Origin of the sequence: Mesorhizobium sp. WSM4311, assembly GCF_002295115.1 — a bacterium.
Classification (GTDB): Bacteria; Pseudomonadota; Alphaproteobacteria; order Rhizobiales; family Rhizobiaceae; genus Mesorhizobium.
In genome coordinates, this window is sequence record NZ_NSFV01000023.1 from 1 (window position 1) to 25,743 (window position 25,743).

At 59.1% G+C, this 25,743-nt stretch carries 24 protein-coding genes and 3 pseudogenes; 18 read left to right on the top strand and 9 right to left on the bottom strand.

The genetic code is table 11. The annotated features are described in order from the left end of the window. A pseudogene (locus tag CK226_RS32475) lies at positions 1–132 on the top strand (IS481 family transposase); the annotation flags it as partial. A gap of 161 nt (positions 133–293) precedes the next feature. On the opposite strand, the gene CK226_RS32480 reads toward CK226_RS32475, so the two are convergent. Beyond that, complete coding sequence (locus CK226_RS32480; protein WP_199489650.1) at positions 294–566, bottom strand: hypothetical protein; 273 nt, start codon at positions 564–566, stop codon at positions 294–296. 1,173 nt (positions 567–1,739) lie between these two features. On the opposite strand from CK226_RS32480, the gene CK226_RS32485 reads away from it, so the two are divergent. Both CK226_RS32485 and rpoN read left to right on the top strand, forming a co-directional pair. Beyond that, positions 1,740–2,273 carry a peroxiredoxin gene (locus CK226_RS32485; protein ID WP_063169380.1) on the top strand — a complete coding sequence of 178 codons (534 nt, stop codon included), beginning with the start codon at positions 1,740–1,742 and terminating at the stop codon, positions 2,271–2,273. Between the two features lie 68 nt (positions 2,274–2,341). Continuing rightward, the gene (gene rpoN, locus CK226_RS32490; RefSeq protein ID WP_063169381.1) at positions 2,342–3,775 is read left to right on the top strand and encodes an RNA polymerase factor sigma-54; all 1,434 of its coding nucleotides are present in this window, start codon (positions 2,342–2,344) and stop codon (positions 3,773–3,775) included. Here the strand turns inward: rpoN and CK226_RS32495 are convergent. The 6 genes and pseudogenes from CK226_RS32495 to CK226_RS32515 form a co-directional block, all read right to left on the bottom strand. Beyond that, a complete protein-coding gene (locus tag CK226_RS32495; protein WP_063169382.1) occupies positions 3,772–4,398 on the bottom strand; it encodes a nitrogen fixation protein NifQ in 627 nt (208 codons plus the stop codon). The genes rpoN and CK226_RS32495 overlap by 4 nt on opposite strands. Beyond that, positions 4,385–5,437 (bottom strand): LLM class flavin-dependent oxidoreductase, encoded by a 1,053-nt coding sequence (locus CK226_RS32500; RefSeq protein ID WP_063169383.1) that lies wholly within the window; start codon positions 5,435–5,437, stop codon positions 4,385–4,387. Before CK226_RS32500 ends, CK226_RS32495 begins: the two co-directional genes overlap by 14 nt. Positions 5,438–5,575: 138 nt before the next feature. Next, positions 5,576–7,177 carry an SDR family oxidoreductase gene (locus CK226_RS32505; protein WP_063169384.1) on the bottom strand — a complete coding sequence of 534 codons (1,602 nt, stop codon included), beginning with the start codon at positions 7,175–7,177 and terminating at the stop codon, positions 5,576–5,578. A 148-nt stretch (positions 7,178–7,325) separates the two neighbouring features. Then, complete coding sequence (locus tag CK226_RS32510) at positions 7,326–7,913, bottom strand: nuclear transport factor 2 family protein (protein WP_050580531.1); 588 nt, start codon at positions 7,911–7,913, stop codon at positions 7,326–7,328. A 138-nt stretch (positions 7,914–8,051) separates the two neighbouring features. Then, positions 8,052–8,213: pseudogene (locus CK226_RS35860) on the bottom strand (ferredoxin); the annotation flags it as partial. Continuing rightward, positions 8,204–9,382, bottom strand: a complete 1,179-nt coding sequence (locus CK226_RS32515) for a cytochrome P450 (RefSeq protein ID WP_063169385.1) — start codon at positions 9,380–9,382, stop codon at positions 8,204–8,206. The pseudogene CK226_RS35860 and the gene CK226_RS32515, both read right to left, overlap by 10 nt. Positions 9,383–10,869: 1,487 nt before the next feature. Here CK226_RS32515 and CK226_RS32520 point away from each other — a divergent pair. Further along, on the top strand, positions 10,870–12,102 hold the full coding sequence (locus CK226_RS32520; protein ID WP_063169386.1) for an MFS transporter: 1,233 nt from the start codon (positions 10,870–10,872) through the stop codon (positions 12,100–12,102). A 156-nt stretch (positions 12,103–12,258) separates the two neighbouring features. On the opposite strand, the gene CK226_RS32525 is transcribed toward CK226_RS32520, so the two are convergent. Continuing rightward, positions 12,259–13,395, bottom strand: coding sequence for a ChuX/HutX family heme-like substrate-binding protein (locus CK226_RS32525; protein WP_082826587.1), 1,137 nt, complete (start codon positions 13,393–13,395; stop codon positions 12,259–12,261). A gap of 51 nt (positions 13,396–13,446) precedes the next feature. Next, a complete protein-coding gene (locus CK226_RS34635; protein ID WP_126066777.1) occupies positions 13,447–13,770 on the bottom strand; it encodes a hypothetical protein in 324 nt (107 codons plus the stop codon). A 210-nt stretch (positions 13,771–13,980) separates the two neighbouring features. Between CK226_RS34635 and CK226_RS32530 the strand changes: the two genes are divergently transcribed. The 14 genes and pseudogenes from CK226_RS32530 (at position 13,981) to CK226_RS32595 (ending at position 25,482) form a co-directional block, all read left to right on the top strand. After that, positions 13,981–14,301, top strand: coding sequence for an iron-sulfur cluster assembly accessory protein (locus tag CK226_RS32530; RefSeq protein ID WP_029356570.1), 321 nt, complete (start codon positions 13,981–13,983; stop codon positions 14,299–14,301). 347 nt (positions 14,302–14,648) lie between these two features. Then, a complete protein-coding gene (gene nifS, locus CK226_RS32535; RefSeq protein ID WP_063169388.1) occupies positions 14,649–15,860 on the top strand; it encodes a cysteine desulfurase NifS in 1,212 nt (403 codons plus the stop codon). A 179-nt stretch (positions 15,861–16,039) separates the two neighbouring features. Further along, a complete protein-coding gene (gene nifW / locus CK226_RS32540) occupies positions 16,040–16,417 on the top strand; it encodes a nitrogenase stabilizing/protective protein NifW (protein WP_063169389.1) in 378 nt (125 codons plus the stop codon). A gap of 188 nt (positions 16,418–16,605) precedes the next feature. Further along, on the top strand, positions 16,606–17,457 hold the full coding sequence (locus tag CK226_RS32545) for an electron transfer flavoprotein subunit beta/FixA family protein (RefSeq protein ID WP_063169390.1): 852 nt from the start codon (positions 16,606–16,608) through the stop codon (positions 17,455–17,457). 16 nt (positions 17,458–17,473) lie between these two features. Continuing rightward, entirely contained in the window at positions 17,474–18,583 is a 1,110-nt protein-coding gene (locus CK226_RS32550; RefSeq protein WP_024505237.1) for an electron transfer flavoprotein subunit alpha/FixB family protein, read from the top strand. Positions 18,584–18,593: 10 nt separating this feature from the next. Continuing rightward, positions 18,594–19,898, top strand: a complete 1,305-nt coding sequence (locus tag CK226_RS32555; protein ID WP_063169391.1) for an FAD-binding protein — start codon at positions 18,594–18,596, stop codon at positions 19,896–19,898. A 12-nt stretch (positions 19,899–19,910) separates the two neighbouring features. Next, positions 19,911–20,210: a ferredoxin family protein gene (locus tag CK226_RS32560; protein ID WP_024505235.1), complete on the top strand. Its 300-nt coding sequence runs from the start codon at positions 19,911–19,913 to the stop codon at positions 20,208–20,210. Positions 20,211–20,465: 255 nt separating this feature from the next. Beyond that, positions 20,466–21,182 (top strand): alpha/beta fold hydrolase, encoded by a 717-nt coding sequence (locus CK226_RS32565; RefSeq protein ID WP_063169392.1) that lies wholly within the window; start codon positions 20,466–20,468, stop codon positions 21,180–21,182. A 691-nt stretch (positions 21,183–21,873) separates the two neighbouring features. After that, positions 21,874–21,960 (top strand): annotated as a pseudogene (locus CK226_RS34645) (helix-turn-helix domain-containing protein); the annotation flags it as partial. Positions 21,961–22,233: 273 nt separating this feature from the next. Beyond that, complete coding sequence (gene nifB, locus CK226_RS32575) at positions 22,234–23,715, top strand: nitrogenase cofactor biosynthesis protein NifB (RefSeq protein WP_063169393.1); 1,482 nt, start codon at positions 22,234–22,236, stop codon at positions 23,713–23,715. Positions 23,716–23,744: 29 nt separating this feature from the next. Beyond that, positions 23,745–23,939, top strand: coding sequence for a 4Fe-4S binding protein (locus CK226_RS32580; protein ID WP_024505232.1), 195 nt, complete (start codon positions 23,745–23,747; stop codon positions 23,937–23,939). Positions 23,940–24,024: 85 nt separating this feature from the next. Further along, positions 24,025–24,345 carry a nitrogen fixation protein NifZ gene (locus tag CK226_RS32585; RefSeq protein WP_024505231.1) on the top strand — a complete coding sequence of 107 codons (321 nt, stop codon included), beginning with the start codon at positions 24,025–24,027 and terminating at the stop codon, positions 24,343–24,345. Continuing rightward, positions 24,342–24,554 carry a putative nitrogen fixation protein NifT gene (nifT, locus tag CK226_RS32590; RefSeq protein WP_024505230.1) on the top strand — a complete coding sequence of 71 codons (213 nt, stop codon included), beginning with the start codon at positions 24,342–24,344 and terminating at the stop codon, positions 24,552–24,554. Before CK226_RS32585 ends, nifT begins: the two co-directional genes overlap by 4 nt. Positions 24,555–24,588: 34 nt before the next feature. Further along, positions 24,589–25,482, top strand: coding sequence for an SIR2 family protein (locus CK226_RS32595; RefSeq protein WP_024505229.1), 894 nt, complete (start codon positions 24,589–24,591; stop codon positions 25,480–25,482). Positions 25,483–25,743: the final 261 nt, after the last annotated feature.

Consider the following 25,743-nt stretch of genomic DNA (forward strand, 5'->3'; position numbering starts at 1 on the left):
CATCGTGCCGCCGAACTGCCTGTCTGGCTGCACAGATACAATTGGCATCGTCCACATGGCAGCCTAAAGTCAAAAACGCCTATCAGTCGCCTCGCCCTGATCGAGGACAACCTGTTGAAGCTCCACAACTAGGTCGTCCAGCATCACAGTGAACCGCGTACGTAGTATTTTGTCGTAGGCGGCATTCTGGATAGCCGGATACGGGCTCTTCACCCGCTGCACCACCGATTGCGGGATGATGTCGCGAGAAACATTCACGGATTTCGTGAAAAAAGTGTACCCGCCGAAGAGCCCTACTCGCGGGGGCGGTGCAGCACCACCTCGGTGTCACTGCTCGTGTTCATGCGATGGACTAGGCCGGCCAGCTGTTGACGCAGCTCGCGGTAGTTGTAAGTCTCACCCGTGTAGACGAGCACCAAGTCAGGTCGGCCATCCCCCTGGAGCATCCTCGGCTGGCGGCCGCCCTGGATATCGATGATTGCCAGGCGGTGGTGTCCCAGCGCCGCAGGCCCGCCGATCCAAGTCCCCTCGTCGTCCGGACCGTGGTTCGCTATGGTGGCCGTCATATCGGCAAGCTCCCTTCGCGCATCGGGACCTCCGAGGTCTCGATTGAAGTCGATCCATTCACAGATGCCGCACAGGTTATGTCGCCGCATTTGGGCGAAGCAGATATAAGGCCAGTGGGAAACCATCGAGGCAAAGTGACGGATCTAGCCCAGCTACGATCCGCATCCGACATTGTCGGACATCGGACAGCACCGCGATTCGCTGCATAGGAAGCCTGGAGTCGCGATTTCCCCTGGGGGAATCAGCGCATGAAAGGAGAGCTGGGTCGTGTCTGCCGAAATGAGAAATTGCTCCCCCTTATTGCATCACCGAGGAATGTTACCCAGCGCGATAGACGGACATGCCCTATCTCCCCCCGTTGCAGCTGAGGGAGATAGGGGCCAGCTCTTCATTCAACCCTCATGGAGGATGATCAGCCCAGCCATTTCCATGCGCCGGCCTTCACAAGCCGTGCACCATTCAGGTTCTTTTCCTTGAAGCGCGACGATCCTTGTCAGACGTCGCAACACTTGCTGCCGAGAGCACGAGCTCTTCCTCGAGCATGCCTTGATCTGCGCCTCGAACGGCTCGCACATGCTGGGTTTCAACGACTTCGCAGAGGTTGATATTCTGCAGTGACTTCGTCTCGCTGCTGCACGGCATTGACGCTGGGAGCCATGCTCGCGTGGCGCAATTGTGCTGAAGCCGGTGCCCACGGCAACGTTTCTTAACCCGCCCCAGATCCTGGCGTTTGGCTATTTCCGACATTCGTGTCCGGCTTCGGACAAAGGCCGGGTTTGCCGAACGGAGTCGCACCCAATTTCCAGTGCTGCTTGAGCAATAATATCGACCGGCATTACTGCACAACACGAAAGTTGCTGCAAAAACCGAAGTGAACCCAAGGCATCGGGTCAATTGGCATGGCGCTTGCGACTCGGTCGATAGAACGCAGTCAAAATCACGGTTGCAGACCATGCCTACCTCTCAAAGCTCGATAAAGCACGCGAGCAAAATTCCCCGTCTCCGCGGAAGCTCGTCGCCGTTAAACGTGCCTGCTCGGGGGCGGTCTTGCACAAGACCGGTCCGAGGCAACCACGCCAAGGCGCGAGGCTGCCGGAACTGTCGACCGAAGTCGATGCCGCTTCAGTTTAACCGAAAAATGCACCGTACCACTTTGGCCTGGAAGCAAATCAATGACCTATAGAAAGAACGTTCCTCTCGTGACCTTTCGCACGCGTGTTCGCGATGAGTCGATCGGGGGGCCAAATCCTTATCAGTGGGAGAACAAGACCTCCGACGATTATTTCGGGGGCAAGCGCATCATCCTGTTCTCGCTGCCTGGCGCCTTCACCCCGACCTGCTCGACCTTCCAACTGCCCGATTTCGAAAAACTCTATGATCAATTTCTGGAACTGCGAATTGACGCGATCTACTGCGTCTCGGTCAACGATGCTTTCGTCATGAATGCGTGGGGAAAGTCCTTGGGGCTGCAGAAGATCGAGCTGATCCCAGACGGGTCGGGCGAGTTCACGCGCAAAATGGGCATGCTGGTCGCGAAGGACAATCTGGGCTTTGGCATGCGCTCCTGGCGATACGCCGCTCTGATCGACGATGGCGTGGTGGAGCAGTGGTTCGAGGAGGAAGGCTTCTGTGACAACTGCGAGACGGACCCCTATGGCGTTTCATCCCCGCAAAACGTTCTCGACAAATTGAAGGCGGCGGCATGACCCAGAAGTGGAAAGTCTCACACAACCCAAGCACACACTAGAGCCTCCTCGGCAGATCACGGTTCAACATGCATCTCTCAGCAAGCCTGCTTCAACGCCAGAAGCAACGTATGGTCTTATCGCCTCAAGCCATTGAAGCTATTCGCTTGCTGCGATTGACGCATACTGAACTCCATCAGCTCGTGCAGCAGGCACTCGAGAAGAACCCCGTTTTGAAGCCTGACCCGTTTGACGACGATTCGCCGCTGCCAGGGGTGGATCAGCGGAGCAGTCAAAGCAGAAGCGAAATCGGCGAATCGCCCATTGGCGGGCCGTCTGGCGGGCGCGGGCAATGGAAGTCGCAACGCAGTAGCGGCAACGATCGACCTGCCGTCGAGGAGTTTACCGCCCACACCGAAACATTGCACGACCATGTCGCCCGCCAGGTCGCCCTCAACCCGTTCACCCCCCAGGAGCGGCTGATTGCCGGACAGCTCGCCGCTCATCTGGAGGACACTGGCTATCTTCAGGTAAACCTTTTCGATCTGGCCAGGACGTTAAACGTTCGGCAAGCTGATGTGGAACGGGTCATCGGAATCTTGCAGCAATTTGATCCGCCGGGCATTTTTGCGCGAACTCTCAGCGAATGCCTGGAGATTCAGCTGCGCCAGCAAGACCGGTTCGACCCGGCTATGGCAGCTTTGGTCGCCAATCTCGAGATGCTTGCACGGGGGGATTTTCAGGGATTGAAGCAGCGTTGCGGAGTCGACGAGGAGGATCTCCTCGACATGAGGAACGAAATCCGCGCGCTCGATCCCAAGCCTGGAGACCGGTTCCAGTCCGGGACGCCGGAAACCATCGTACCGGACGTCTGGGTAATGCCCAAGTCCGAAGGTGGATGGCGGGTGGAGCTTGATCCGGCCACGCTGCCCAAAGTGTTGATCAACCACACCTATGTCGCCGAAATCTCGCAGCTGACCAAGCAAAATCCGGAAGGCAAAGCGTTTCTCGACAATTGCCAGGAAAAAGGGAACTGGCTGATCAGCAGTCTCAAGCAGCGCGCTAAGACGATCCTTAAGGTTGCGACCGAAATCGTGCGCCAGCAGGATGCCTTTTTTACACACGGCGCCGCCCATCTGCGGCCTCTCTGTCTCAAAAATGTCGCTGACGAGATCGGCATGCACGAGTCGACGGTAAGCCGGGTGACTTCGAACAGGTACATGTTGACTCCGCGCGGGGTGTTCGAGCTGAAGTATTTTTTCGCTGCGCCAATCGCATCCTGCGAGGGCGGCGATGCGCACTCCGCCAAAGCTGTCTGCCATCGGATCAAGGCAATCATAGCCGAAGAATCGCTCGACAAGGTACATTCCGACGAAGACATCGTTGCTCAACTCAAGGAGACCGGCATCGATGTCGCTCGCCGTACCGTCACCAAATATCGCGAGGCGATGAACATCCCTTCCTCCATACGACGGCGCCGCGATAAGCGTTTGTCCGCAGCTGCGATCAAGCGAAGTGACTAACCGACATTCGTGGTCGGCGAGAGGCGACTCTCAACTTCCTCCGGGCCGAAGCAGCTTTCGAAGTCATGGCATTCCCCGCAACTGGGTGCTGTGCATGACGAAAAGCCTTCGGCCTCACACAGCTTGCGGTAAAAGTACTTTTTCCATTTCATGTTTTCTGTGTTGCCTGCCGCCAGCGCGGGAAAATGTCTGGCAAGCAGGCGGCTGAGCTCAGCGCGATTTGAGAGGCCAAGATCCCGCCAAAGATGGTCCATGCGCATCGCACGCCGGGCGATGATCTTGGCCAAGCGGGCGCTCGCCGGGTCGGCCGGCGCAGCATGCGCTAGCAGCAGCCGGCGTAGCAGTTCCTCTTCCAGTTCCGGCTCGGGCTCGCTCAACTCCTCCAAAGCGAATACGCTGCTGGAGGTAGACGGGAAAGTTGCGGCCAAGACATCACGCAATTCGACAGACGAAAGGCCTGTCCCCTCCGTCGCCAACACCTCGCCCGCCTGGACCTCCTCAAGCGAACGTGAATGTACGCAGGGCAGCACATGCTGATCGAAGCTCCTCCCTAGCTCGGACCCACGCCATTGCGCGCTGGATAGGCAGCCATCATCGTAACGGCCGGCTTCAGCTTCCGGCATGACAAAGCGCCTTGTTGACCGCAGGGATGATCTTGTCGCCCCAGAGCTCGATCTGGCGCAGCATCGTCTTTTGGTCGAAGTCGCCCAATTGAGTCTGAACTGCGATCTGGTCCGGTTTCAAGATATCGATCTCTTCCAGCAGGCGATCAATCACGCGATTTACGCTGCCAATCGGCAAATTTTTGCGCATGGTCTCGAAGGACAGATCCTGCTGGGTCGGTGTCTCCTGCAGCAGGTAGCCATCGTGGCTCTGTTGGCGACGCTGATGCAGGGCTTCAGAAAGCCGGCGCTGGAAGCGGGCATTGTCGAGATAGCTGTTGATCTCCAACTCGTCGTGGCTGGCATAGCAGCAGCGCAGCAGCGATATCTTGACGTCGGTGACGTTCTTTTCCTCGGATGCCGCCGCCCTCTCGACTGATTCACGCAGTGTGGTCAAAGTCTCTAAGCCGTCGTGGAAGGCTGTGACAAAAAAATTGTGCCCCTCGCGGTAGGCCCGAGCCATCCGTGCGGCTCCGCCAGCGATCCAGATAGGCGGCGTCGGCTGCTGGACTGTGCGGACCGAAATCGCTGTTGGGGGGATCTTCTCATACTGGCCGTCGTGTTCGAAGACGTTTTGGTTGAGGCCCTTGAGAATGATGTCCAGGTATTCCGAAAAGACGGCCGGCGCCTCATCGATGTCCACGCCGAACCGTTCGAACTCGAACTGCTGGTATCCCAAGCCTACGCCGAGCTCGAGACGGCCGTTCGCAACGATGTCGGCGAAGCCGATCTCGGACAGCAGGCGCTGCGGTTGGTAAAGCGGCAGCACGCAGACGGCAGTGCCCAGGCGAATCGTGCTTGTCAAGCCGCCGCAGTGCGCCACCATCATCAGCGGGGATGGTATGAGGCTGTAATTGTTGAAGTGGTGCTCAGCAAACCACGCGGTGTTGAACCCAGCCTGCTCCGAAGCGACGGCCTGTTCGATGGAGTTGCGGATGACGCTTTCTGAGGATTGGTGATAGCCACGCTGGGCGGCCAGAATGAAAGTGGCAAATTCCATGATTTCTCCTCGTTATAGACACGTCAGCCGACCGGGAATGTGCTCGGCATGCGCATGCTTGGATCTCAAGCACCTCAGGTGCGTCGTGGAGCCGAGGCTTCATAATGCTCGGCCGGTCGCCCTGCGAAGGCCTGGCAATTAACCTGCGGCCTCCGCAAAACATTCGTCATAGAGCTCGCTGGCGTTTCCCGCATCACCGAACGAGGTCCAGCCGCCGTCCACGTAGAGGATCGAGCCGTTGATGTATGAGGCGTCAGACGAAGCAAGGAAGAACGATGCATCTGCGACGTCTTCTGGCCGTCCCATCCTGCCCATGGGGATGCGTCGTCCGATTGCTGTCAGGTCGATGCGGCCGGCTTTGGCCAACTGAGCAAGTGCGGGCGTGCGGATGTGGCCAGGAGCGACGGTGGCTGTCCGAATTCCGACCGGCCCGAGTTCGGCCGCCATGCAACGGGTCAGCATATCCATCCCCGCCTTGGAGGCGCCGTAGGCATGGCGCGGCGCGAACGGCAGAAAGCTGTCGATCGACCCGAGATTGAGGATCACGCCGCCCGGGCGCATAGCCTTGATCGCTTCGCGCGCGCAGGTGAAGGCGCCGGTAAGGTTGACATCCAGGACGTGTTCGAGCTGTTTCGACAGTTGCTCGATCGCAGGCACAATCCTGTCGGCGGTATCAGCACTATTGACCAGAACATCGATATACCCGAAGCGTCCCCTCAGTTCTTCGAACATCGACACCACATCGCTCTCGACGGCCACGTCCAGCGATTTCGCCAGATGCTTGCCGGGGAGCGATGTAGCCAGCTCTGCCGCTGCAGTGCCATCTTTATCAGCAATCACGACGGTGTCGCCGTTCGCGGCAAAGCGGCGAGCGACGGCCGCGCCAATGCTTTTTGCGCCACCGGTGACGAGCACGATTCGCGCATCTGTGCATTCGGCCGGACAGGAGAGCTCGGCTTGGAGCGCACCATCCACCGGCGGGTGAGCATCCCCCGGCTGGTTGAATGACATCCAGCCTCCGTCGACTGCCAGCACCGAGCCGGTGATGTAGCGCGCCTGCGTGCTGCTCAGAAAACGCACGACCCTGGCGATCTCGTCGGGGCGAGCCAAGCGCCCCATCGGCACGCGGCGGCGTATCGCCGCGAGGTCCATTTTGCCAGCGCGTGCCAGTTCTGTGACCATTGGGGTGCGGACGGAGCCCGGCGCCACCGCCGTGACGCGGATTCCTCGCATAGCCCACTCGCATGCAAGGGACTTTGTCAACGAGATCACGCCAGCTTTCGAGGCTGCGTAGGCGTTGCGCCTGGGATTGCCGACCACGCCCGCCATCGAAGCCACATTGACGATCGCACCGCCCGGCTTCATGCGCCGCGCCGCTTCCCGGGCCATAACGAATGGCCCAATAAGGTTCACTGTCACGCCGCGTCGGAAGGTATCGACAGCGGTGTCGATGATCCTATCCATCGTGGGTCCAACCGCCGCATTGTTGATGAGGACATCGATTTGCGCGAACCGTGCTTCGACCTGGCCGAAAAGTGAGAGCATGTCCTTCTCTCGCGACACATCGCACTCCAGACCGACGTGCGGCGACCCGAGATCCCGAGCCAGTTCAACCACACCACTGCCCGGAAGGTCCACCGCAACTACAGTGTCTCCGTCCGCGGCAAGGATATCGACCAGGGCACGGCCGATCCCGCCCGCAGCGCCTGTGATGATTACGGTGCGTGCTGCCAGTTTCACGAGAGCTTCTCCACGATGACCGCTTGTGATCTCAGCCCATCAACCTTGGGCGGAATGAAGGGCCGAGCCAAATCGTTGCAGTGACCGCCAGTCGCGGCCCCACACAGATGTCGTTCCCGTAGGGCGCTCATCCTCCATTCCTACCCACTTATGCAGCTCCCAGTTGGGGACCCTCGACGCCATCTTGGTCGGTGGGGATGTGACCCTTGAGCAACTGGTAGATGGGATCGTCTGGATGTGGTGCTCCAATCGGCTGTCGCCGGCCGAACCTATCTGCCTCAAGAATCGCTGGCGGGATTTGCTCCTCAACCCAATCGTAGACGACTGTCCGTTCCGCAATTCGCCACTCGTCCTGCCTCTTCTGAAACAGATCGCAGTAACGGCCGCAAAGCAGCGTCTGACGTATTTCTTGGTCTGTATCCGGTCCGCGTTGCAGCGCGGTGAAATAGCTCTCGACCGCGGCCTCTGCTGAACTGATGAAGTCGATCAGGCTGTTCGTGATTTGATGGATGTTACGGTGCCCCGGCAGACCGAGAGCAAATTGGATGAAGTCCTCTGCCGGTCCGCAATAGGGACCGTGCCTGTCATACGCTTCGGGCCAGTATGCGCTACGCAGCGCCGCCTCATCGGCGCGGTCTATCCCGCGGCAGTACCGATACAGGCAGTTGCGGATCGCCTCTCGGTCACGCAGTTCGGTAATTTTCGCGTGGTCGACAGGGTCTGTCGCGAATTGTATGATTGTTTTGTCCTTCCCGATGCCAGTCTGCACTTTGCGTGTGTCTCTCTCTACAACTGAGTTAGCGGGGGGCTCGTCAACTTCCAGAGCTTGTTCGGGGCAGGCTCGTACCCCTTTTGAGGCAAGCAGTTGCTCCCCATCGGCAACATCAATATCACCGGGCAAGATGTAGCCGGCGTCATCAAGCTTGAAGACTCTCGGCGCCCGCGCCCAGCAGCGCGCATGACCCTGGCATCTGGCTTTATGTACGACGACACGCATAGCGAACTCCAATGTCGTTGGCTGAAACTTCAGGACCATTCCAGGATCAGATTCTCGATCCCGAACACATGGCCGCCGAAGGTGATAGGTTCAGTCCCTGTCTTGATCCGAAAGGCTGGGATGCGCGCCAGCCACTCCTCCAGGCCAATGACAATCTCCCGCCGGGCAAGGTGTGAGCCAAGACAACGATGGGGACCATAGCCAAAGGCAGCGTGCCGGTTGTCCTCGCGCGCCAGATCGATCTCATTCGGGCATTCGAATTCCGCCGGGTCACGATTGGCAATCATCGTGGCACAGGAAACATAATCTCCCTTGCGGATCGGCGCGCCTTTGAAGTCGACATCCTTCGTTGCCACTCGGATCATCTGAATGGTCGAATAGGCGCGCAGCAATTCTTCCGCAGCGACGGCAATCCGGTCAGGTTCGCTTCGTAGCAATTCCTGATCTTTGGGGTTGCGCGCGAGATGGGCCAAGTCGAAGCATATGGCTGCTGAGACCGTGTCGAGTCCCGCGACGAACACAAGCACGCCGATGCCACGGACTTCTTCGTCACTGAGCAGACGACCCTCGACCTTTGCCTTCACGATGAAGGTCATGAAATCATCGACCGGCTCCTTGCGGCGCTCGGTGGCAAGTTCGTCGATGAAGGCCACGATCGTCCGGGCTGCGGGTGGTCGTTGCTCCTTATCGCCGTGGAGCAGATCTCTAGCCCAGCCGACAAATGTTTCTAGTCCGTTGTCCGAAAGCCCAATAAAGCGAAGGAAGATATTGACCGCGAACGGAACTGCAAAATCCTTCATGATGTCGCAGCTCGTGCCTGATGCGGCGATCCTGTCGATCAGCTTGATCGCTCGTTCCCGGACAGCCGGCTCCAATGCCATTACCCGCTTTGGCGAAAGCAGCGGATTGAGCAGTGAGCGAAAAACACCGTGGAATGGCGGATCGAGCTCAAGCGGGATCATCGGCCAGCTCTCGCCGAGCACAGAGGCGAAGATGCTGCGATGGCTGGAAAACGTTTCGGTGTCCTGCAGCACCCGGCGCTGGTCGCTCGCGCGAGTGATGACCCAGGTACCCCGACCGTCGCGCGTGTTGCTGGTTGAATAAAAGATCGGAGGCCCGGCATGAACGCAAGCAACCGCTGCATGCGGATCCCCGTTAGCCGTCGGCAACATGCCGGGCGACGTAAACAGGTTGAAGTCCCTCACCATTTCGGGCGGGACATGATCTGGAACCGGCCGCGATTTAACCGCGCCAGAATCGAGAGACCGTTCATGAGATGCTGTCGGCATTTGCATGCAATCGTCGGTGCAAGCTCCGTGCCGAATTCGTCTTTCGATAATCCTTGCCGTTTGCTGGGCAACAGGTGGCGCCTGCGCTGACTTGCTGGTCGGGATTGCAACATTCTTGTCCAGCGTCGGACACAGAATGTAGAATGCTAGACAGCGACTTGGAGCAACTCAACTGGTGGGATCGCTAGCCGATCATGTGCCCGGGGAGCATCCAGTTCGAAAGCTTGCGCTAAGCGGCTTGGTGACTTGGCCGAGGTCACCAGGTGGAAACGACCAACACTTGGGGTGAGCCTAGTGGCGCTCCCCTCGATGATGTCTGGCGGGGTGGTTAGCCGCCTCCGTAGGACAAGATCAGTCTACACGAATGGACTATAGCCTCTCCTCGCATGCCTCATTGGCCGTCCTTCAGAGCCGGCCACACGAGCTTTTGTCTTTCAGCAGGGCGTTTTTCTCGCCAGCTACAGAGCCACACCGACGCCATTAATGAGCGTCCAGTCGACGGGTTGGATGGCCCTGTCCATCTTGCCCAGCACCTTGGCTTAGCATTTGCCGGTGCGGCGGAAGCCTTCAAGACGCAGTTCTTGACCTTCTCCAGATCAGCCTCGGATGGATATCGGCAAGGGTTCAGCTCGTCCTTTTGAACTTGCGCATCTTCGTGTTGGCCAACCCCAGGCCGCCCGACATATTTGCGGTCTATCCGGCACCTCAACTTCGAACAACCTTGCGGCAAGCTCTTGGGATAGCCCACGCTCGTGCCTCCACCACCCGCTCAGCAGAGCCAGATTTGTCGTTGATGGCACGGAACTTGCGGAGTCATTCGCAGATGCGTCACGGACCGAGAGTGTCGTCCCATGAATTCGATCACCAAAAAGGCCGCCCGACGTTGCTGGGACCGCCTGCAATTACCTTATCCCAGAATTGGGAGCAACGGCTTCAAAAGGGATAACTCATCACCTCAATTTTGTCGATCGCGCGGCCATCGAACCGCAGCCATCGATCAGACTTCCGCCTCGTTGCACTCATTGCGACCGCCTTGGTGCTTGCGACAACCGCTCAATTCTGGCTGCCAGGATAACCACATATGGCGACGGAACTTCCTGCTTCAAAGCAATATAGAGATCGTCGATCATCCCCCCATCAAGGCCTCGATCGAGGACACCGCGTTCGGCTTGCTTGGTTCGCAGTGAACAGACCGCACTTCGACGAATGCGATCGATGCGACCGCGCCGAGAACTCTCCCGCATTGTCGACGGTTGGGTCCGTCGGCCCTCCGATGAGGCCTCGGATGCGTCGGGCTCCGAGGCCTCGACTGATGCCGACTGGCCGCCGCCGGAAGGTCTCGCGGCTTTGATCCCCGGCGATGTAGCCACCCCTGCTGCAACAGCTCCTAGCCGGAGAACTCATTCATGACCGAATCGGCGACAGATTTAGTGGACGCGGCTTTGTTCGACCGAGATCGGCTTGACCCAGAAAGTCCCTATCAACGTTCTGGCCCTGCATGGGGTGCCATCATTTCGCTTTCCTTCGGCACCTTCGGGCTTGTGACGGCAGAGTTTCTGCCCGCCAGCGTTCTGACACCGCTCGCGCATGATCTCCGTATCACCACGGGCACGGCTGGACAGGCGCTAACAGCGGCCGCAATCGTCGCGGCGATCTCGGCACCGATAATCGCCATCGTGACAAAGCGTCTGGACCGCAGGGTCGTCATCTGGGCGATGACGCTCCTGCTGATCCTGTCGAACGTTCTGGCGGAGGTTGCGGGGTCGCTGCCGGTTTTGCTGGCGGCACGCGTCGTCCTTGGCATATCGCTTGGTGGTTTTTGGTCAATTTCGGCAGCGTTGGCGATGCGGCTGGTTCCAAGTCACCTCATGCCGCGCGCCATGTCGGTCATCCTCACCGGCGTTTCTGTCGCCTCCGTCTGCGCGGCTCCAATCGGCGCTTATGTCGGTGACATTTGGGGATGGCGAGCCTCGTTCAAGGTCGCCGCAATCGTGAGTGCCGTTGCGCTGCTCGTGCAACTCGTAACCATTCCGCCACTGCCTCCGATCGAAGTGCGCAGATTCCGCAGTCCGCTGGATGTCGCGAAGAATCCGGCGATGAAGGTTGCGGTGCTAGTCGTGCTATTGGTCGCTTCCGGCCATTTTGCCAGCTTCGCCTACATCCGCGCCTTTCTCGAGAGCGTTCCTGCGCTCGACAAGAAGTCAATCCCGCTCGTGTTCCTTGCTTTTGGCACGGCCGGCGTCTTCGGCAATTTAGCCGGCGCATTCCTCACCAAACACAGTCTCAAGGCGGTCGCGGCCCTGCCGCCCCTGCTCATTGCCGTAGCCGCTGTCTCGCTCCTGACCATGAGAGCATCGGCCTTGACCTCGGCAATTGCAGTTGCCGTATGGGGCTTTGCTTTTGGCGCGGTCCCGGTCGGATTGCAGACATGGATGGTGCTACGCGCCGCTCCGAAACAGGCCGAGAGCGCTGGTGTACTGATGGTCATAACCTTCCAAGTGGCCATCGCAGCCGGCACAACTTGCGGTGGCCTATTGGTGGATCACACGGGTATTGCCAGTGTCTTTGTCTACAGCGCGGTTGCCACGTTCCTCGCTGTCTTGACAGTATTTTTGCTCGGCCCGAACCGCAAAACCTGACCGCCTGGTGGGGAGTGACGGTCGGCGGCGTTCACGCTATTGTCACCTCTGAGCTCGGCCCAAAGGCCGCGGCTTCGTCGTAACCATGCGGTCGATGGGGCAGCGCCAAATTGCTTCCTGCTCATCGCGTTGCGATAATACAGCGCGCTTATTGCGTCATCGTGTCCCCGGTCTCGGCTTCAATGCCCGGCTACTGGCTGCGGAGGCAGATGGGCGCCGGCGTCCCACCGACGACGATCGGTCTTTTCTCATGTAGCTGTCGGGGAAACGAGGCAGGTTTTCCGCCAGAACCCGCCAGTCGTCGCGCTCGCGTTCGCCTTCCTTGCGCGCACCGAACAACTGGATGATGATCTTGCCGTCGGACCCATATGCTTCGAGCGAGGTGACGTGACTGTCATTGGTCGGCTTGCGCACGGCCCAAACCTCACGGATTTGGTGGGTCCTGAGATGCAGCCGGAACGTTTCGTCCAGCACATGGATGCACGGCCCGATCTGCTTGACCGACTTGATTAAGCCGGAATGGGTCTGGATAGAACCTCGGTTGCCGACGAAGCACATGATCGGCAATTCGTCTTCGGCCGCACGCTGGAGCACGGCGCCAACTGCGGCATTGTCGAGCAGCCAAGCGTAATCCTGGCCGACCATGCGCAAAGCCTGGCAGCGGCTGAGCTTGAGCGTCTTTAGAAGGTTGACGTCAGTCAGCCGGCTCCAGTACTCGCGTAGGTCGTCCACCGTGCCGGCCCAGTCCGCAGTCCTCGCGCCCAGGTCGGCTACTCTCGCCTTAAGCGACATGGTCGGCTCCTGGTTGGCGGATACGAGCTCGGCCACCAGCTTTCGATAGGCATGAAGGTTGGAGACCGGCCTGAGATGCACCTTATGCACTGCTGCGCCGGCGGCGTCGAAGAATTGCAAACTGCGCTGGATTCCGCCGCGATGGCGCCTTTCAACAGCGAAACCATACCTCCAAGCCTGCGGGAAGACGCGAAGGTCGAATTCGTCACCAAGGACCATGGCGTGATTGTTGCCGGTTATCACTCTGTTGAAGACGCCAATCTTTTCGTGCACGGCACCTTGATTGCGGGTCAGCGCCGTCACTTCGCCCACGAATTCGAGGCCCGTCAGAAGGTGATTGACGCGCGGGTCGATGCGTGCCGCGCCGAAACCGCAATGGGCCGCGACCAGTTCCGCTTCCGAAATGGCCAATTGGGCGGCGAAATCACGCGCGGGAATGTTCGGACAGACTTCCCACGCACGCCGGATTTCGTTGGGCGACCGCTTCTTGCGCTGATCCATGTTTTTACCCCTGCCCCGTTCTTCTTTTGACGATCGATCGAAAAACGGGCCTCAGGGATGTGCACGGCGGACGCGATCGATCGTCAGGCACATGCCAGTCGAATCCTGTCTCCGGGCGGTCAGCGGCCAATCGCCGGTAGCGAGCGATTGTTGGGTGGTCGGCGCCAATCGGCCGATCGAGCATTCGGGTACCACCGGCGGTGCTGCTTTCCCACCAAGGCGGGTCTGATGGATCATATTGCTTTCCTTCGTTCTTCGATTGCGAGGGCAACCCAAAGGTGAATCGGCCGGCAATTTTGCCGCCGCAACGAAGGCTTCACAAAAATCGTGCCAGTTGCTCCGCGGCAAGCTCTGAACATCTTTGGCTCTGTTCATTGCTTTACGCGTGAGTGCATCGCGAACTCAGGCGCCCTTCCTGTGACGCGGACGCGACAAACCCGACAGTAAGTGTCGGTTGTCGGACGTCTCCCCAGCAATCGAGCATAAGAGACGTCGGGATGTCCTACGGTTTTTGACACGTCTTCCCTTTGGCACGGTCCATGCGAGATGATCCACGAAAACGCCGGACCGAGGAGAAATCGAGCCATGATTACGCTCACCGACAACGCTGTTGCCGCCATCAAGGCCGCTCTTTACCGCGCCAGCGAGCCGGCGGAAGGATTTCGCATCATGGTCCATGCCGGCGGCTGCGCCGGCTTCCAATACTCAATGGGCCTGGAGAGCGTCTCACGTGAGGGCGATGCGATCATCGAGCGAGATGGGCTCAAGGTGTTCATGGATAGAGGCTCCCAACCCCATGCCGCCGGCATGACCGTGGACTTCGTCACTGGGCTCGAAACATCCGGCTTTGTTTTCGATAACCCCAATGCGCGTGAGACGTGCGGCTGCGGCAAGTCCTGCAAATGATTGCGAGGGAACAGGCTATGTTCGACTATAGCGACGCCAAGGAATACTGCGTCGAACCGGTAACCGCCGGCGCTCTGGAACCGGCCGACACGCACTGTCGGCCCGGAACAATTGCGTTCGGTGATGCACCAAATCGCGATCATCGATCGTTGCCGTGGGCAAGCAAACAAAATTGCCCGAAACAGCTGAATTCCCGGCGGATGCCGCCACCAAAGGGCAATGTCGACAGCGACCGGTCAGCCAAGCCATCGCTCCCCCGGCCGCCCACCTTACCAGATACGATATGCGCCAGAGGTTCAATGGCCCGACTACCCTTGAATCATTTCAGCAGTTGAAGGATCACTCCCATGAACCCTGTCTATCTCGACAACAACGCAACGACGCGGGTTGATCCTGCAGTCGTTGGAGCGATGTTGCCTTTCTTTACGGAGCAATTTGGCAATCATTCGTCCATGCACGCCTATGGCGCATCGGTTGCTGAAGCCGTGAGAAAGGCGAGGCAACAGTTGCAAGCCCTCATCGGCGCGGGATTCGAGGACGAGATCATCTTCACCTCGGGCGGGACTGAAAGCGACAGTACAGCCATCCTTTCGGCGCTGGAGGTGATGCCCGACCGAACGGAAATAGTGACTTCCGCGGTTGAACATCCGGCCGTTCTGAAGTTGTGCGCGCACCTTGAGAAGACGCGCGGCGTCAAGGTGCACATTATCCCAGTCGATCACTACGGCCGGCTCGACCTGGACGCCTACAGAACCGCCCTCACCCCACAAGTGGCAATCGTCTCGATAATGTGGGCGAACAATGAGACCGGTACGATCTTTCCCGTGGTTAAGCTTGCCGATCTAGCCAGGGAAGTCGGCGCGCTTTTCCACACTGATGCAGTGCAGGCGGTCGGAAGGCTTCCGATTGAGCTGAAATCGACCGCGATCGACATGCTGTCGCTCTCCGCCCACAAGCTGCATGGTCCAAAGGGGATAGGCGCGCTTTATGTAAGACGTGGCGTGCGCTTCTCCTCCATGATCAAGGGTGGGCACCAAGAGCGCGACCGGCGTGCAGGCACTGAAAACACACCCGGCATAGTCGGACTGGGCATGGCGGCCGAACTCGCCTTGAAATTCATGGACGAGACAAAACGAATAAAATGGTTGCGCGACCGCCTTGAGAACGGGATCATCCAGCGCATCCCAAACACATCCATCAACGGCGATCCGCAAGAGCGATTGCCAAACACTGCAAACATTGGATTCGAAGGTATCGAAGGCGATGCAATTCCAATTGTCCTGAGCCGGCTGGGAATCGCCTGTTCCGCCGGGTCCGCCTGTGCCTCTGGCTCACTGGAACCGAGCCATGTTCTGATCGCTATGAACGCGGCATGTGGGGCAGTCCGCTTCTCCTTGTCGCGTGACAACGGCGAAGATGACGTAGACCGCGTGCTTGAGGTCCTGCCTGCGATCACCGAGAAGCTACGGGCCGTTCCCAGTGCTGGACTGTGCGGGCGAGGTGCAGAACAGCTTCATTCCGGCCCGGGTCCGAGCGGCACAATAGCCGACGAGCCGTGAGGTCTTCCTCAACGTGACGACCCTGCGCAAGGAGAGCAGTTAAACTCGGGGTCGCCTTCACCACTTCAGAAAAGCTTGAGATCGCCAAGTCTCTTGCCCAGCCGCCGTGCCAGAGGTCGGCACGCCGTCAGCAATGTCACCAATGCATCGACACCACAATTTCGCGCCGGGAGAATACAATGAACTGCTCCGCTGATAGCCGCCCGATCGATCGCACCGATATCCTAGCGCGACTGAAGGGCCTGTCGGCCGCGGAGGACTTCTTCGCCTGCCTTGACGTCTCCTACGACCCGAAAGTGATGAATGTCTCGCGGCTCCATATCATGAAGCGCGTGGGCCAATACCTTGCCGAAGAAGATTTCTCCGGTCTGCCTAACCAGGTAATCGCCGCGCGGGTGCGCGCCAAGCTGGAACGCGCCTACGAAGATTTCGCGACTTCCTCGCCGCTCACGCAACGTGTGTTCAAGGTGCTAAGGGACCACGATCCAAACATATGTCCCGCACCTGGCCGCGCCTTCGTCCCGCTCGACTCTGCACTGAAGCGGTTCGGAAAGTAATGAGCCCGACACGGCTGCGACGCGACAATGTCGAGAAGTCGACAAATCCAGTCCTCATGACGCCTCCTCGGAAGCAAACGAAGCCACCTTCTGGAATAGAGGCAGGAAGACGACTTGGCATGAACGATGCAGGCAATGAGGTGAACCGCCAAGCACGAATCCGGACTGGGAGCTTAGAGAAACCGCCAATGCATATCGTAGTCTGCATCAAGCAGGTGCCGGATTCGGCACAGATCCGCGTGCACCCGGTGACGAACACGATCATGCGTCAGGGTGTTCCGACCATCATCAATCCTTACGACCTGTTCGCCCTCGAAGAAGCGCTCAAACTGCGCGACGTTCATGGTGGCGAGGTTACTGTGCTCACAATGGGTCCGCCCATGGCGGAGGACTCGCTGCGAAAGGCGCTCGGTTACGGTGCTGACCGAGCAGTTCTCTTGACGGACCGCTATTTTGCCGGATCCGATACGCTGGCGACTTCCTTTGCTCTTTCGCAAGCAATCGCAAAAATTGGGGAGACTTTCGGCAGGCCGGACATCGTCTTCACCGGCAAGCAGACGATTGACGGCGATACCGCCCAGGTCGGACCGGGCATAGCCAAGCGCCTAGATTTATCGCAACTTACCTATGTCGCGAAGATTGCCTCCATCGATCTCGATACGCGAGAGATCGAAGTCGCTCGTCGCGCCGAAGGCGGCACCCAGTTGCTGAAGAGCAGACTCCCTTGCCTCATTACCATGCTGGAAGACACCAACGAAATCCGCCGGGGCTCGCTCCAGCAGGCTCTGTGCGCGGCGCGCAGCCAAGTCGTGAAGTGGACTGCAGCCGACGCCGGCATTGACGATCTCACCCGGTGCGGTCTGCGTGGCTCGCCTACAGTCGTCAAGCGTGTTTTCGCCCCCACCGCACGGGCAGAAAGGGCGGCGCAGATCGACACCGCGGAAAGGGGCTTGCAGGACATAGCCGATGAACTCATCGCCGATATCTTAACCCGCCGGCCGGCGCTGGAACATGAGCTGGCCTTCAACAGCGGCACGTGACGGCCAGGAGCAGAAAATGTCGACCGCAAGCCAAACTACCCCTCGCATTGCCCCCGGCCGTGCCGGTGTAAAGAAAGAACTTCCCGACCGTTTCAAAGACTACCGGCACGTGTGGGTCTTCCTCGAGCTCGAACGCGGCAATGTGCATCCTGTATCATTCGAACTGCTGGGCGAAGGCCGCAAATTAGCCGACAAGCTTGAAGTCCAGCTCGCGGGCGTCGTGCTGGGACCGCCGGGCGAGATGGTCGAGGACGCTGTTGCCGAGGCCTTCGCTTACGGGGCGGATCTTGTCTACATCGTCGATGCGCCGCCGCTCGCCGACTACCGGAACGAGCCGTTCGCCAAGGCGCTCACGGATCTGGTCAATACCCATAAACCCGAAATCCTCCTTCTCGGCGCGACCACACTGGGCAGGGATCTTGCAGGCTCGGTAGCGACGACCCTGCAGACGGGGCTCACGGCCGACTGCACCGAACTTGATGTAGATTCCGACGGTTCACTCGCCGCGACCCGTCCGACTTTTGGTGGCTCATTGTTGTGTACGATCTATACACTAAATTACCGGCCGCAAATGGCGACGGTGCGACCAAGGGTCATGCCTATGCCGCAACGGGTGGATAAGCCGGTCGGGCGTGTCATGCGGCACAAGCTGTCGCTCGTTGAGGACGATATCGTCACCAAAGTCCTCGGCTTCCTACCGGATAACCAGTCGGCAATGGCAAATCTTGCCTATGCGGATGTCGTGGTTGCGGGAGGCCTCGGTCTCGGAGCGGCGGAGAACCTTCAGCTTGTGAAGAATCTTGCCCGAGCGATCGGCGCCGAGCATGGCTGTTCGCGCCCCTTGGTCCAGAAGGGCTGGATGCCGGCTGATCGACAGATTGGACAAACTGGCAAGACCATTCGACCGAAGCTTTACATCGCGGCCGGAATTTCCGGCGCCATCCAGCACCGAGTTGGGGTCGAGGGGGCCGATCTCATCGTCGCGATCAACACCGATCCGAACGCGCCGATTTTCGAGTTCGCCCACCTCGGGATCGTCACGGATGCAATCCGCTTCCTGCCCGCACTGACGGAAGCCTTCACCCGGCGGCTGTCGCCGCACAGTCGAGACAAGCTTGCGAGTTGAGGGAGAGGACATGATTGAACAATTCGATGCCATTGTGGTCGGAGCCGGCATGTCTGGAAACGCAGCTGCTTACACTTTGGCAAGCCAGGGGCTGAAGGTCCTGCAGTTGGAGCGCGGGGAATATCCGGGCTCTAAGAACGTCCAGGGTGCCATAATGTACGCGAACATGCTGGAGAAGATCATCCCGGACTTCCGGGATGATGCGCCCCTCGAGCGGCACCTGGTCGAACAGCGACTTTGGGTGATGGACGACACGTCTCACACCGGAATTCATTACCGGTCGGACGACTTCAATGAGGCGAAACCCAACCGCTACACGATCATCCGCGCCCAGTTCGACAAATGGTTTTCCCGCAAGGTGCGCGAGGCTGGCGCGACGGTCCTGTGTGAGACGACCGCGACGGAACTCGTCCGTGATGGCAATGGCAAGGTGATCGGCGTCCGCACAGACCGGGCTGGCGGAGTGGTCTTCGCGAATGTGGTCGTTCTCGCAGAAGGGGTGTCGGGATTGCTTGGCACTCGCGCAGGCCTGCGCGAGATGCCGAAGCCGGAGACCGTGGCGATTGCCGTCAAGGAAATGCATTTCTTGCCCGAAGAGGTCATTGGCCAGCGGTTCGGGGTGAAGGGCGATGAAGGCTGCGTAATCGAGGCCGTGGGCACGATCTCTCGCAGCATGGCCGGGCTCGGCTTCCTTTACACCAATAAGGAGTCGATTTCACTCGGCATCGGCTGCCTGGTCTCGGATTTCGCCGCGACGATGGAGAGCCCGTCCGCCCTCCTGGATGCGATGAAAAACCATCCTTCGATCCGGCCGCTGATCGCTGGCTCGGAGGTGAAAGAATATGCCGCCCATCTTATCCCCGAAGGTGGTTACAGGGCCATTCCGCAGCTATTCGGCGACGGTTGGGTCATCGTCGGCGACGCAGCGCAACTGAACAATGCCATTCACCGTGAGGGTTCGAACCTTGCCATGACCTCGGGTCGTGTCGCGGCTGAGGCGATCATCAAAGTCAAAAGCCGCAACGGTCCTATGACCAAAGCGAACCTTGCGCTCTACAAGACGATGCTGGATGACTCCTTTGTGATCAAGGATCTTAAGAAATACAAGGACATGCCAGCCTTACTCCACACCAATTCCAGCAACTTTTTTGACAGCTATCCGCGGTTGATGTCGCATGCCGCTCAGACCTTCATGCGTGTCGACGGCACGCCGAAGATCGAGAAGGAAAAGAACACCACGGCCGCCTTCATCAACGCGCGCTCGCGCTGGGGGTTGGTCAGCGACGCGGTCCGCCTGGCATTGGCATGGCGCTGAAGAGGGTACAAGATGACGATCGCAGTGACGAAGGTTCGTGTCGAGGACAAACTTTACCAGAACCGCTATCTGGTCGATTCCGGCCGCCCCCATATCATAGTGCGACCGCACGACAAGCCAAGCGCGAACTTGCTTGCGTTGACCTACGTCTGTCCGGCGAAATGCTATGAGTTGAATGACAAGGGTCAAGTCGAGATCACCGCCGACGGCTGCATGGAATGCGGCACCTGCCGGATATTGTGCGAGAAAGGCGGCGACATCGAGTGGAACTATCCGCGCGGCGGCTTTGGTGTCCTGTTCAAGTTCGGATGATCAGCCGGTGCCAAGAGCATGCCGGCAGCGAGCAACTGCGGCACACCATGAGCCTCTCCATCCACTTGCAAAGAGCTAGTGAATATTGGGTTTCGCAATTCAAGTTTCCTCGACTTGGTAGGGGTATCCTCAGGCCACGGGGCGCCTGTGCCGGACTTACCACCGGTAACGTGGTCGAGCCCCTTTGGACAATGTCCGGCCATCGTGCCGGATGGCAGCCACAACGGCCGGTGAGCAAATGGAACGGCACAATCCATGATAAAGACGTATGTGCTAGTGCATGGTGCCTGGCATGGCGGATGGTGTTGGCGGGACGTCGCCGCCAATCTTCGCAAGATGGGATGCCACGTGACCACGCCTACCCAGACAGGTGTCGGCGAACGCGCACGTTTGCTGTGCAAGGACATCACGCCCGACACATTCGTGACCGACATCGTCAACCACATTGTAACGGAAGAGCTGAGCGATGTGATCCTTGTCGGTCACAGTCTAGGCGGCATCAGCATCACCGGCGCCGCCGACCGGATACCCGACCATATCAGCCATCTCGTTTATCTCGACGGCGCCATCGTCGAGAGCGGTCAAAGTGTATTCAGCACCATGCCCCCCGACATCGTCGCCGCCCGTCGAAAATTGGTTGCGGAGGAAGGACGGGGTATCTTCATGCCGACTCCGCCGCCAACAGCATTCGGCACTCCCGAGGGACACTCGCTCACGGACTGGGTGCGGCGCCGGATAACACCGCATCCGGCAGGCACCTACGAAAGCGGACTTAAGCTCGAGCACCCGCTCGGCAACGGCAGACCCCGAACCTATGTCGTCTGCACTAATCCACTCCACCCGCCGATGGCGGGAGCGCGAGAATGGGTCGCGAAGCAGGATGGCTGGGCGTGGCAGGAACTCGCCACTGGCCACGACGCAATGATCCTCGCGCCGACGGAAGTTGCTCTCCTTCTTAGCGCTGTCGGCTGAGGAACCAAGTAGGGGGAGCGGCGGCCGATTCTCAGGCCGTGGCCTTGAGCTCTGGTGCAAGGATGTAGGCCCAACGGGTCGTTCCGGTGGCGCCACCGAAACCACTAGGCGGGAGTGGCCTGTCCTGCCGACGTCGCAAGCTTGCGAGCGTTCCGCCGCGGCCGCAGCCCGTAGCGCCGGGCAACCTCCGAGATCACCGCGTCGGCTCCAGGGTCTCGGAGATGACTCCGTGCCTTGTCGTCCATCGACCAATGCCGCCGACCAACAGCGCCGTTGATCACCCTCGAAAACGCCGAGGCTGCCGCTCAGGGTCAATCGTAAGTTCAAGTTCAGACACAAGCCGATCTCCGATCCACCTCAGAATCGGCAGGCCCACAGATCGCGGGTCCTCCTGGAAGGACACAGCGCTTACCCTTGAAATATGGAGAACCATGGCTTTGCGCCGTCGGCAGTTGAGCTGATCTCGCAATGCTATTTCCCCGGCAACGTCCGCGAGCCGGAGAACTGCGTGCTTGGCGTTCTCCTCTGGAAGGAACCAATCTTTCGGAACGTGGCAATGTCATCGACGAGCTCTCACGGGCCAGCACGATGCCGGTTCGGCGCATCGGCGCCCGCCTGAACACGAGATGGCCACTTGCGATTCTAACGATACGGCCGGACGGGGGCTGGGACCGCGGCGGACGAAGCGTGACGGCTGATCGACACAATGGAGAAGGCCGGCTGGGTTCAGGCTAATGCGGCTCGAATTCTCGGCCTCAAGCTGCGACAAGTCGGCTAGGCGATACGCCGGCATAGTATCGAGGTGAAGGAACTTCTAAGAGCCTGATGAGCCAATCGTCAGGCCAGTGGTCTTGCGCGCCCTGTGCGCGACAAGGAGTGCTTCGTGCTTCTGAACGGATTTGGACTTGCACTGTCGCAAGCAGGACAAAATTGTGTCGCGCCGGCCTGACACAATGCGATATCGACCCGAATAGTGAACTGAAGCCGCTTTTTTCAGTTGGTATGGCTCTTGCACCTTGAACCGCGACGTTACCAGCAACGGAGCCGTTTGATGTCCTCACCGACAGTTTCGATTGAGGGGCCGACTAGCACGACATCCGAGGGTCTTCTGGCAGCCGCGAAATCCGGTGGCTGCGCATCGTCTTCCTACGGCTCGTCGCCGACCAGCCCGGGCGAAGAGGATCCGGCTATTTGGGAAAGGATCAAGGATCACCCCTGCTTTTCGGAGGAAGCGCATCATTATTTCGCGCGTATGCATGTGGCGGTCGCGCCGGCTTGCAATGTCCAGTGCAACTATTGCAATCGCAAATACGATTGCGCCAACGAGAGCCGGCCTGGTGTTGTGTCTGAGAAGTTGACGCCCGACCAAGCGCTACGCAAGGTCATCGCCGTTGCCAACAAAGTTCCGCAGCTTTCGGTTCTTGGCATCGCTGGGCCGGGGGATGCCTGTTACGATTGGGAGAAAACGAAGGCAACGTTCGACCGCGTCATCAGGGAAATCCCCGACATAAAGCTGTGCGTCTCCACTAATGGGCTCGTGCTGCCGGACCATGTCGCCGAGCTTGCCGAAATGAATGTTGATCACGTGACGATCACCATCAACATGGTCGACCCGGAAGTCGGCGCGAAGATCTATCCATGGATCTTTTATGAAAATCGCCGCTACTTCGGCATCGAAGCCGCTCGAATCTTGCACGCGCGGCAGATGCTGGGCCTGGAGATGCTGAGCGCGCGCGGCATCCTCACCAAAATCAACTCGGTGATGATTCCTGGAGTGAACGACCAGCACCTGTTTGAGGTGAACAAAATGGTCAGGGAGCGGGGCGCGTTTCTGCACAACGTGATGCCTCTGATTTCGGACCCGGCGCACGGTACCCACTACGGACTCATCGGGCAGCGCGGCCCAACGGCAACGGAGATGATGGCTCTTCAGGATCGACTTGAAGGTGGCGCCAAGTTGATGCGCCACTGCCGGCAGTGCCGGGCAGATGCTGTCGGCCTGCTCGGTGAAGATCGTGGCCAGGAATTCACGCTGGACGGTATTCCCGACGATGTCGCCTACGATGCTGGCAAGCGTCAGGCCTATCGGCAGGTGGTCGCACACGAGCGCCGTGATCATGAGGCGGCGAGGAGCGAGGCCATCGGTATGGTCAAGGCAACAGACTCCGAAAAGTCGCTTCTGGTTGCGGTGGCCACTAAGGGAGGTGGACGGGTCAACGAACACTTCGGCCACGCGAAGGAATTCCAGGTTTATGAAGTCTCGCCTAGAGGGATCAGCTTGGTCGGGCATCGGAAGGTCGAGCGGTATTGCCTCGGAGGCGGGGGCGAAGACGCCATCCTCGAGGGCGTCATCGCAGCGCTCGAAGGCATACACATAGTGCTATGCGCCAAGATCGGAAATCGCCCGAAGGAACAACTCTCGCGAGTTGGACTGCGCGTAACCGACGCCTATGGCCATGACTACATCGAGACCGCAGTCAGCGCACTTTACGCGGCAGAGTTTGGGATCAGACCACTAGCGGCGACGGCCTGAGCCGTCTCGTCCGATAACCAGGAGTTAGAATGGCTTTAAAGATCATCGCATCCCAATGTACCCAATGCGGGGCCTGCGAGTTCGAATGTCCTTCGGAAGCGATCAAGTTCAAGGGCGACGCCTATGTGATCGATCCAAACAAGTGCACCGAATGCAAGGAGGCCTTCGATACGCAGCAATGCGTGTCGGTCTGTCCGGTACCGAAAACCTGCGTTCCCGCTTGATTCCTACCGAAACGGTCGGGTTCGCCGCACGACGACGCCTGCAACCCGCGACCACAACAAAAGCCTCGAGAAAGGAATGGACAGCATGTGGTCCAGACGCGAACAGGAGGTCGAAATCGGCAGACCGCCACGGTTCATGCAGGGTGAGCGGGTCCGTGCGATACGCCACATAAAAAACGACGGCACCTATCCCGGCAAGGAGATCGGCGAAAACCTCGTGCGGAAGGGCGACGAAGGCTACGTGCGCGACATTGGAACCTTTCTCCAGCAATTCTTCATCTATGCGGTCGAATGGATCGATCGTGGCACGGTCGTCGGCATGCGAGCGCGCGAACTCATTAGCCTCGACAAAGTCGAGGTTCCCTGCGGAGCTGAAGGCATTTCCAACGGGGGAACAGCCGGATGAAAGTAATGATTCGCAGGACCGCTACTGGCTTGTCGGCTTATGTCCCCAAGAAGGATCTCGAAGAGCCGATCACCGAGATTGAGAACGCTGACTTATGGGGCGGGACCGTGACGCTCAGGAACGGTTGGCGGCTCATGCTGCCCGACCTTCCGCGCGACACGCGTTTGCCGATCACCGTCGAGGCGATGAAGATTTCCGACGGGGCCTGATGCCGGTGGGTTCAGTGGCGGAGAGGAAACGCGTATGAACACGATGCTGAGCTGGGACCATCTCGTCGTCGTCCGGGGCAGTTTTGCCAAAAAACTGATTGACCTGCTGAACGGCGCTCTCAAGGCCGATCGAGTGATCCCCTATCTCGGTCCTGGTCTTCTGCAGCTTAACCCACCGGAATCCCCTGTACCTTGCACCCCTGAAGATGTCGCCGCGGCCCTCAACAAGCGGGCGCCTGCCCCTTCCAGGATTCGCACCAATATGTGGTCGGTCGCGCAGTTTATCGAGCAGCGCCGACATCGTCGGACTCTCCAAGCGTGGATGGCGGAGATATTCGCAGCCCCCGCCGAGCCGACCGTTCTTCACGCCTGGCTCGCAACCCTTCAACTGTCTGTCATCATCGACAGCTGGTACGATGGCGCCATGCGAGCAGCCCTTGCAGAGGCCGGCCAAACAGACGTTGTCGAGATACAAGGAACGACGCGCGCGACCGGAATCGGTAACATCTGGACGAGAACTTACGATTTGTCAGGAACAGAACTCGAGGCCGAACAAGTGGCTAGGACGGTGCTCTATGCGCCGCACGGCAGCGTCAGGCCGGCGGCAAACTTCCTCGTGGCTGATTCCGATTACGTCGAAGTCCTAACCGAAATTGATATCCAGACGCCGATCCCGGACGCGGTGAAGCAACGGCGCGTCAACCGGGGTTTTTTCTTCGTGGGCTGCCGCTTCAACGATCAGATGCTGCGCACATATGCCAGACAGCTGATGAAGCGCTCCACTGGCCCACATTTTGCGGTGATCGATTCGGCTACGCTGACCAGAAACGAACGTCGTTTCCTTGCCGAAGGCGCAATCACGGTCATCGACATGCCGATCCGCAACGCCGCGGCTCGCCTCGTCGGGGTCGATGCTAGCCAGGATTAATGGCCGGCGATTGCTGGTGAGTCGCTGCTTGCCTCCAAGGGCGAAAACTCAGTTGGGAATACATTCGTGAGCAGTAATGCTAGTGGCAGCACAACGTAGGCTCTGAATTCGTTGGGCCATGTGAAAGGGTCCGCTGCTGCGGGACGTGAGCACGTTGCGGCGGCATTACGCACATGATCTTGTGACCCCCGTGGCAAAAGAACTGAAGCGCCCGAGTCGCGACAACATATGCAGCGCTCAATGGCTTCGACAAAAATTCGG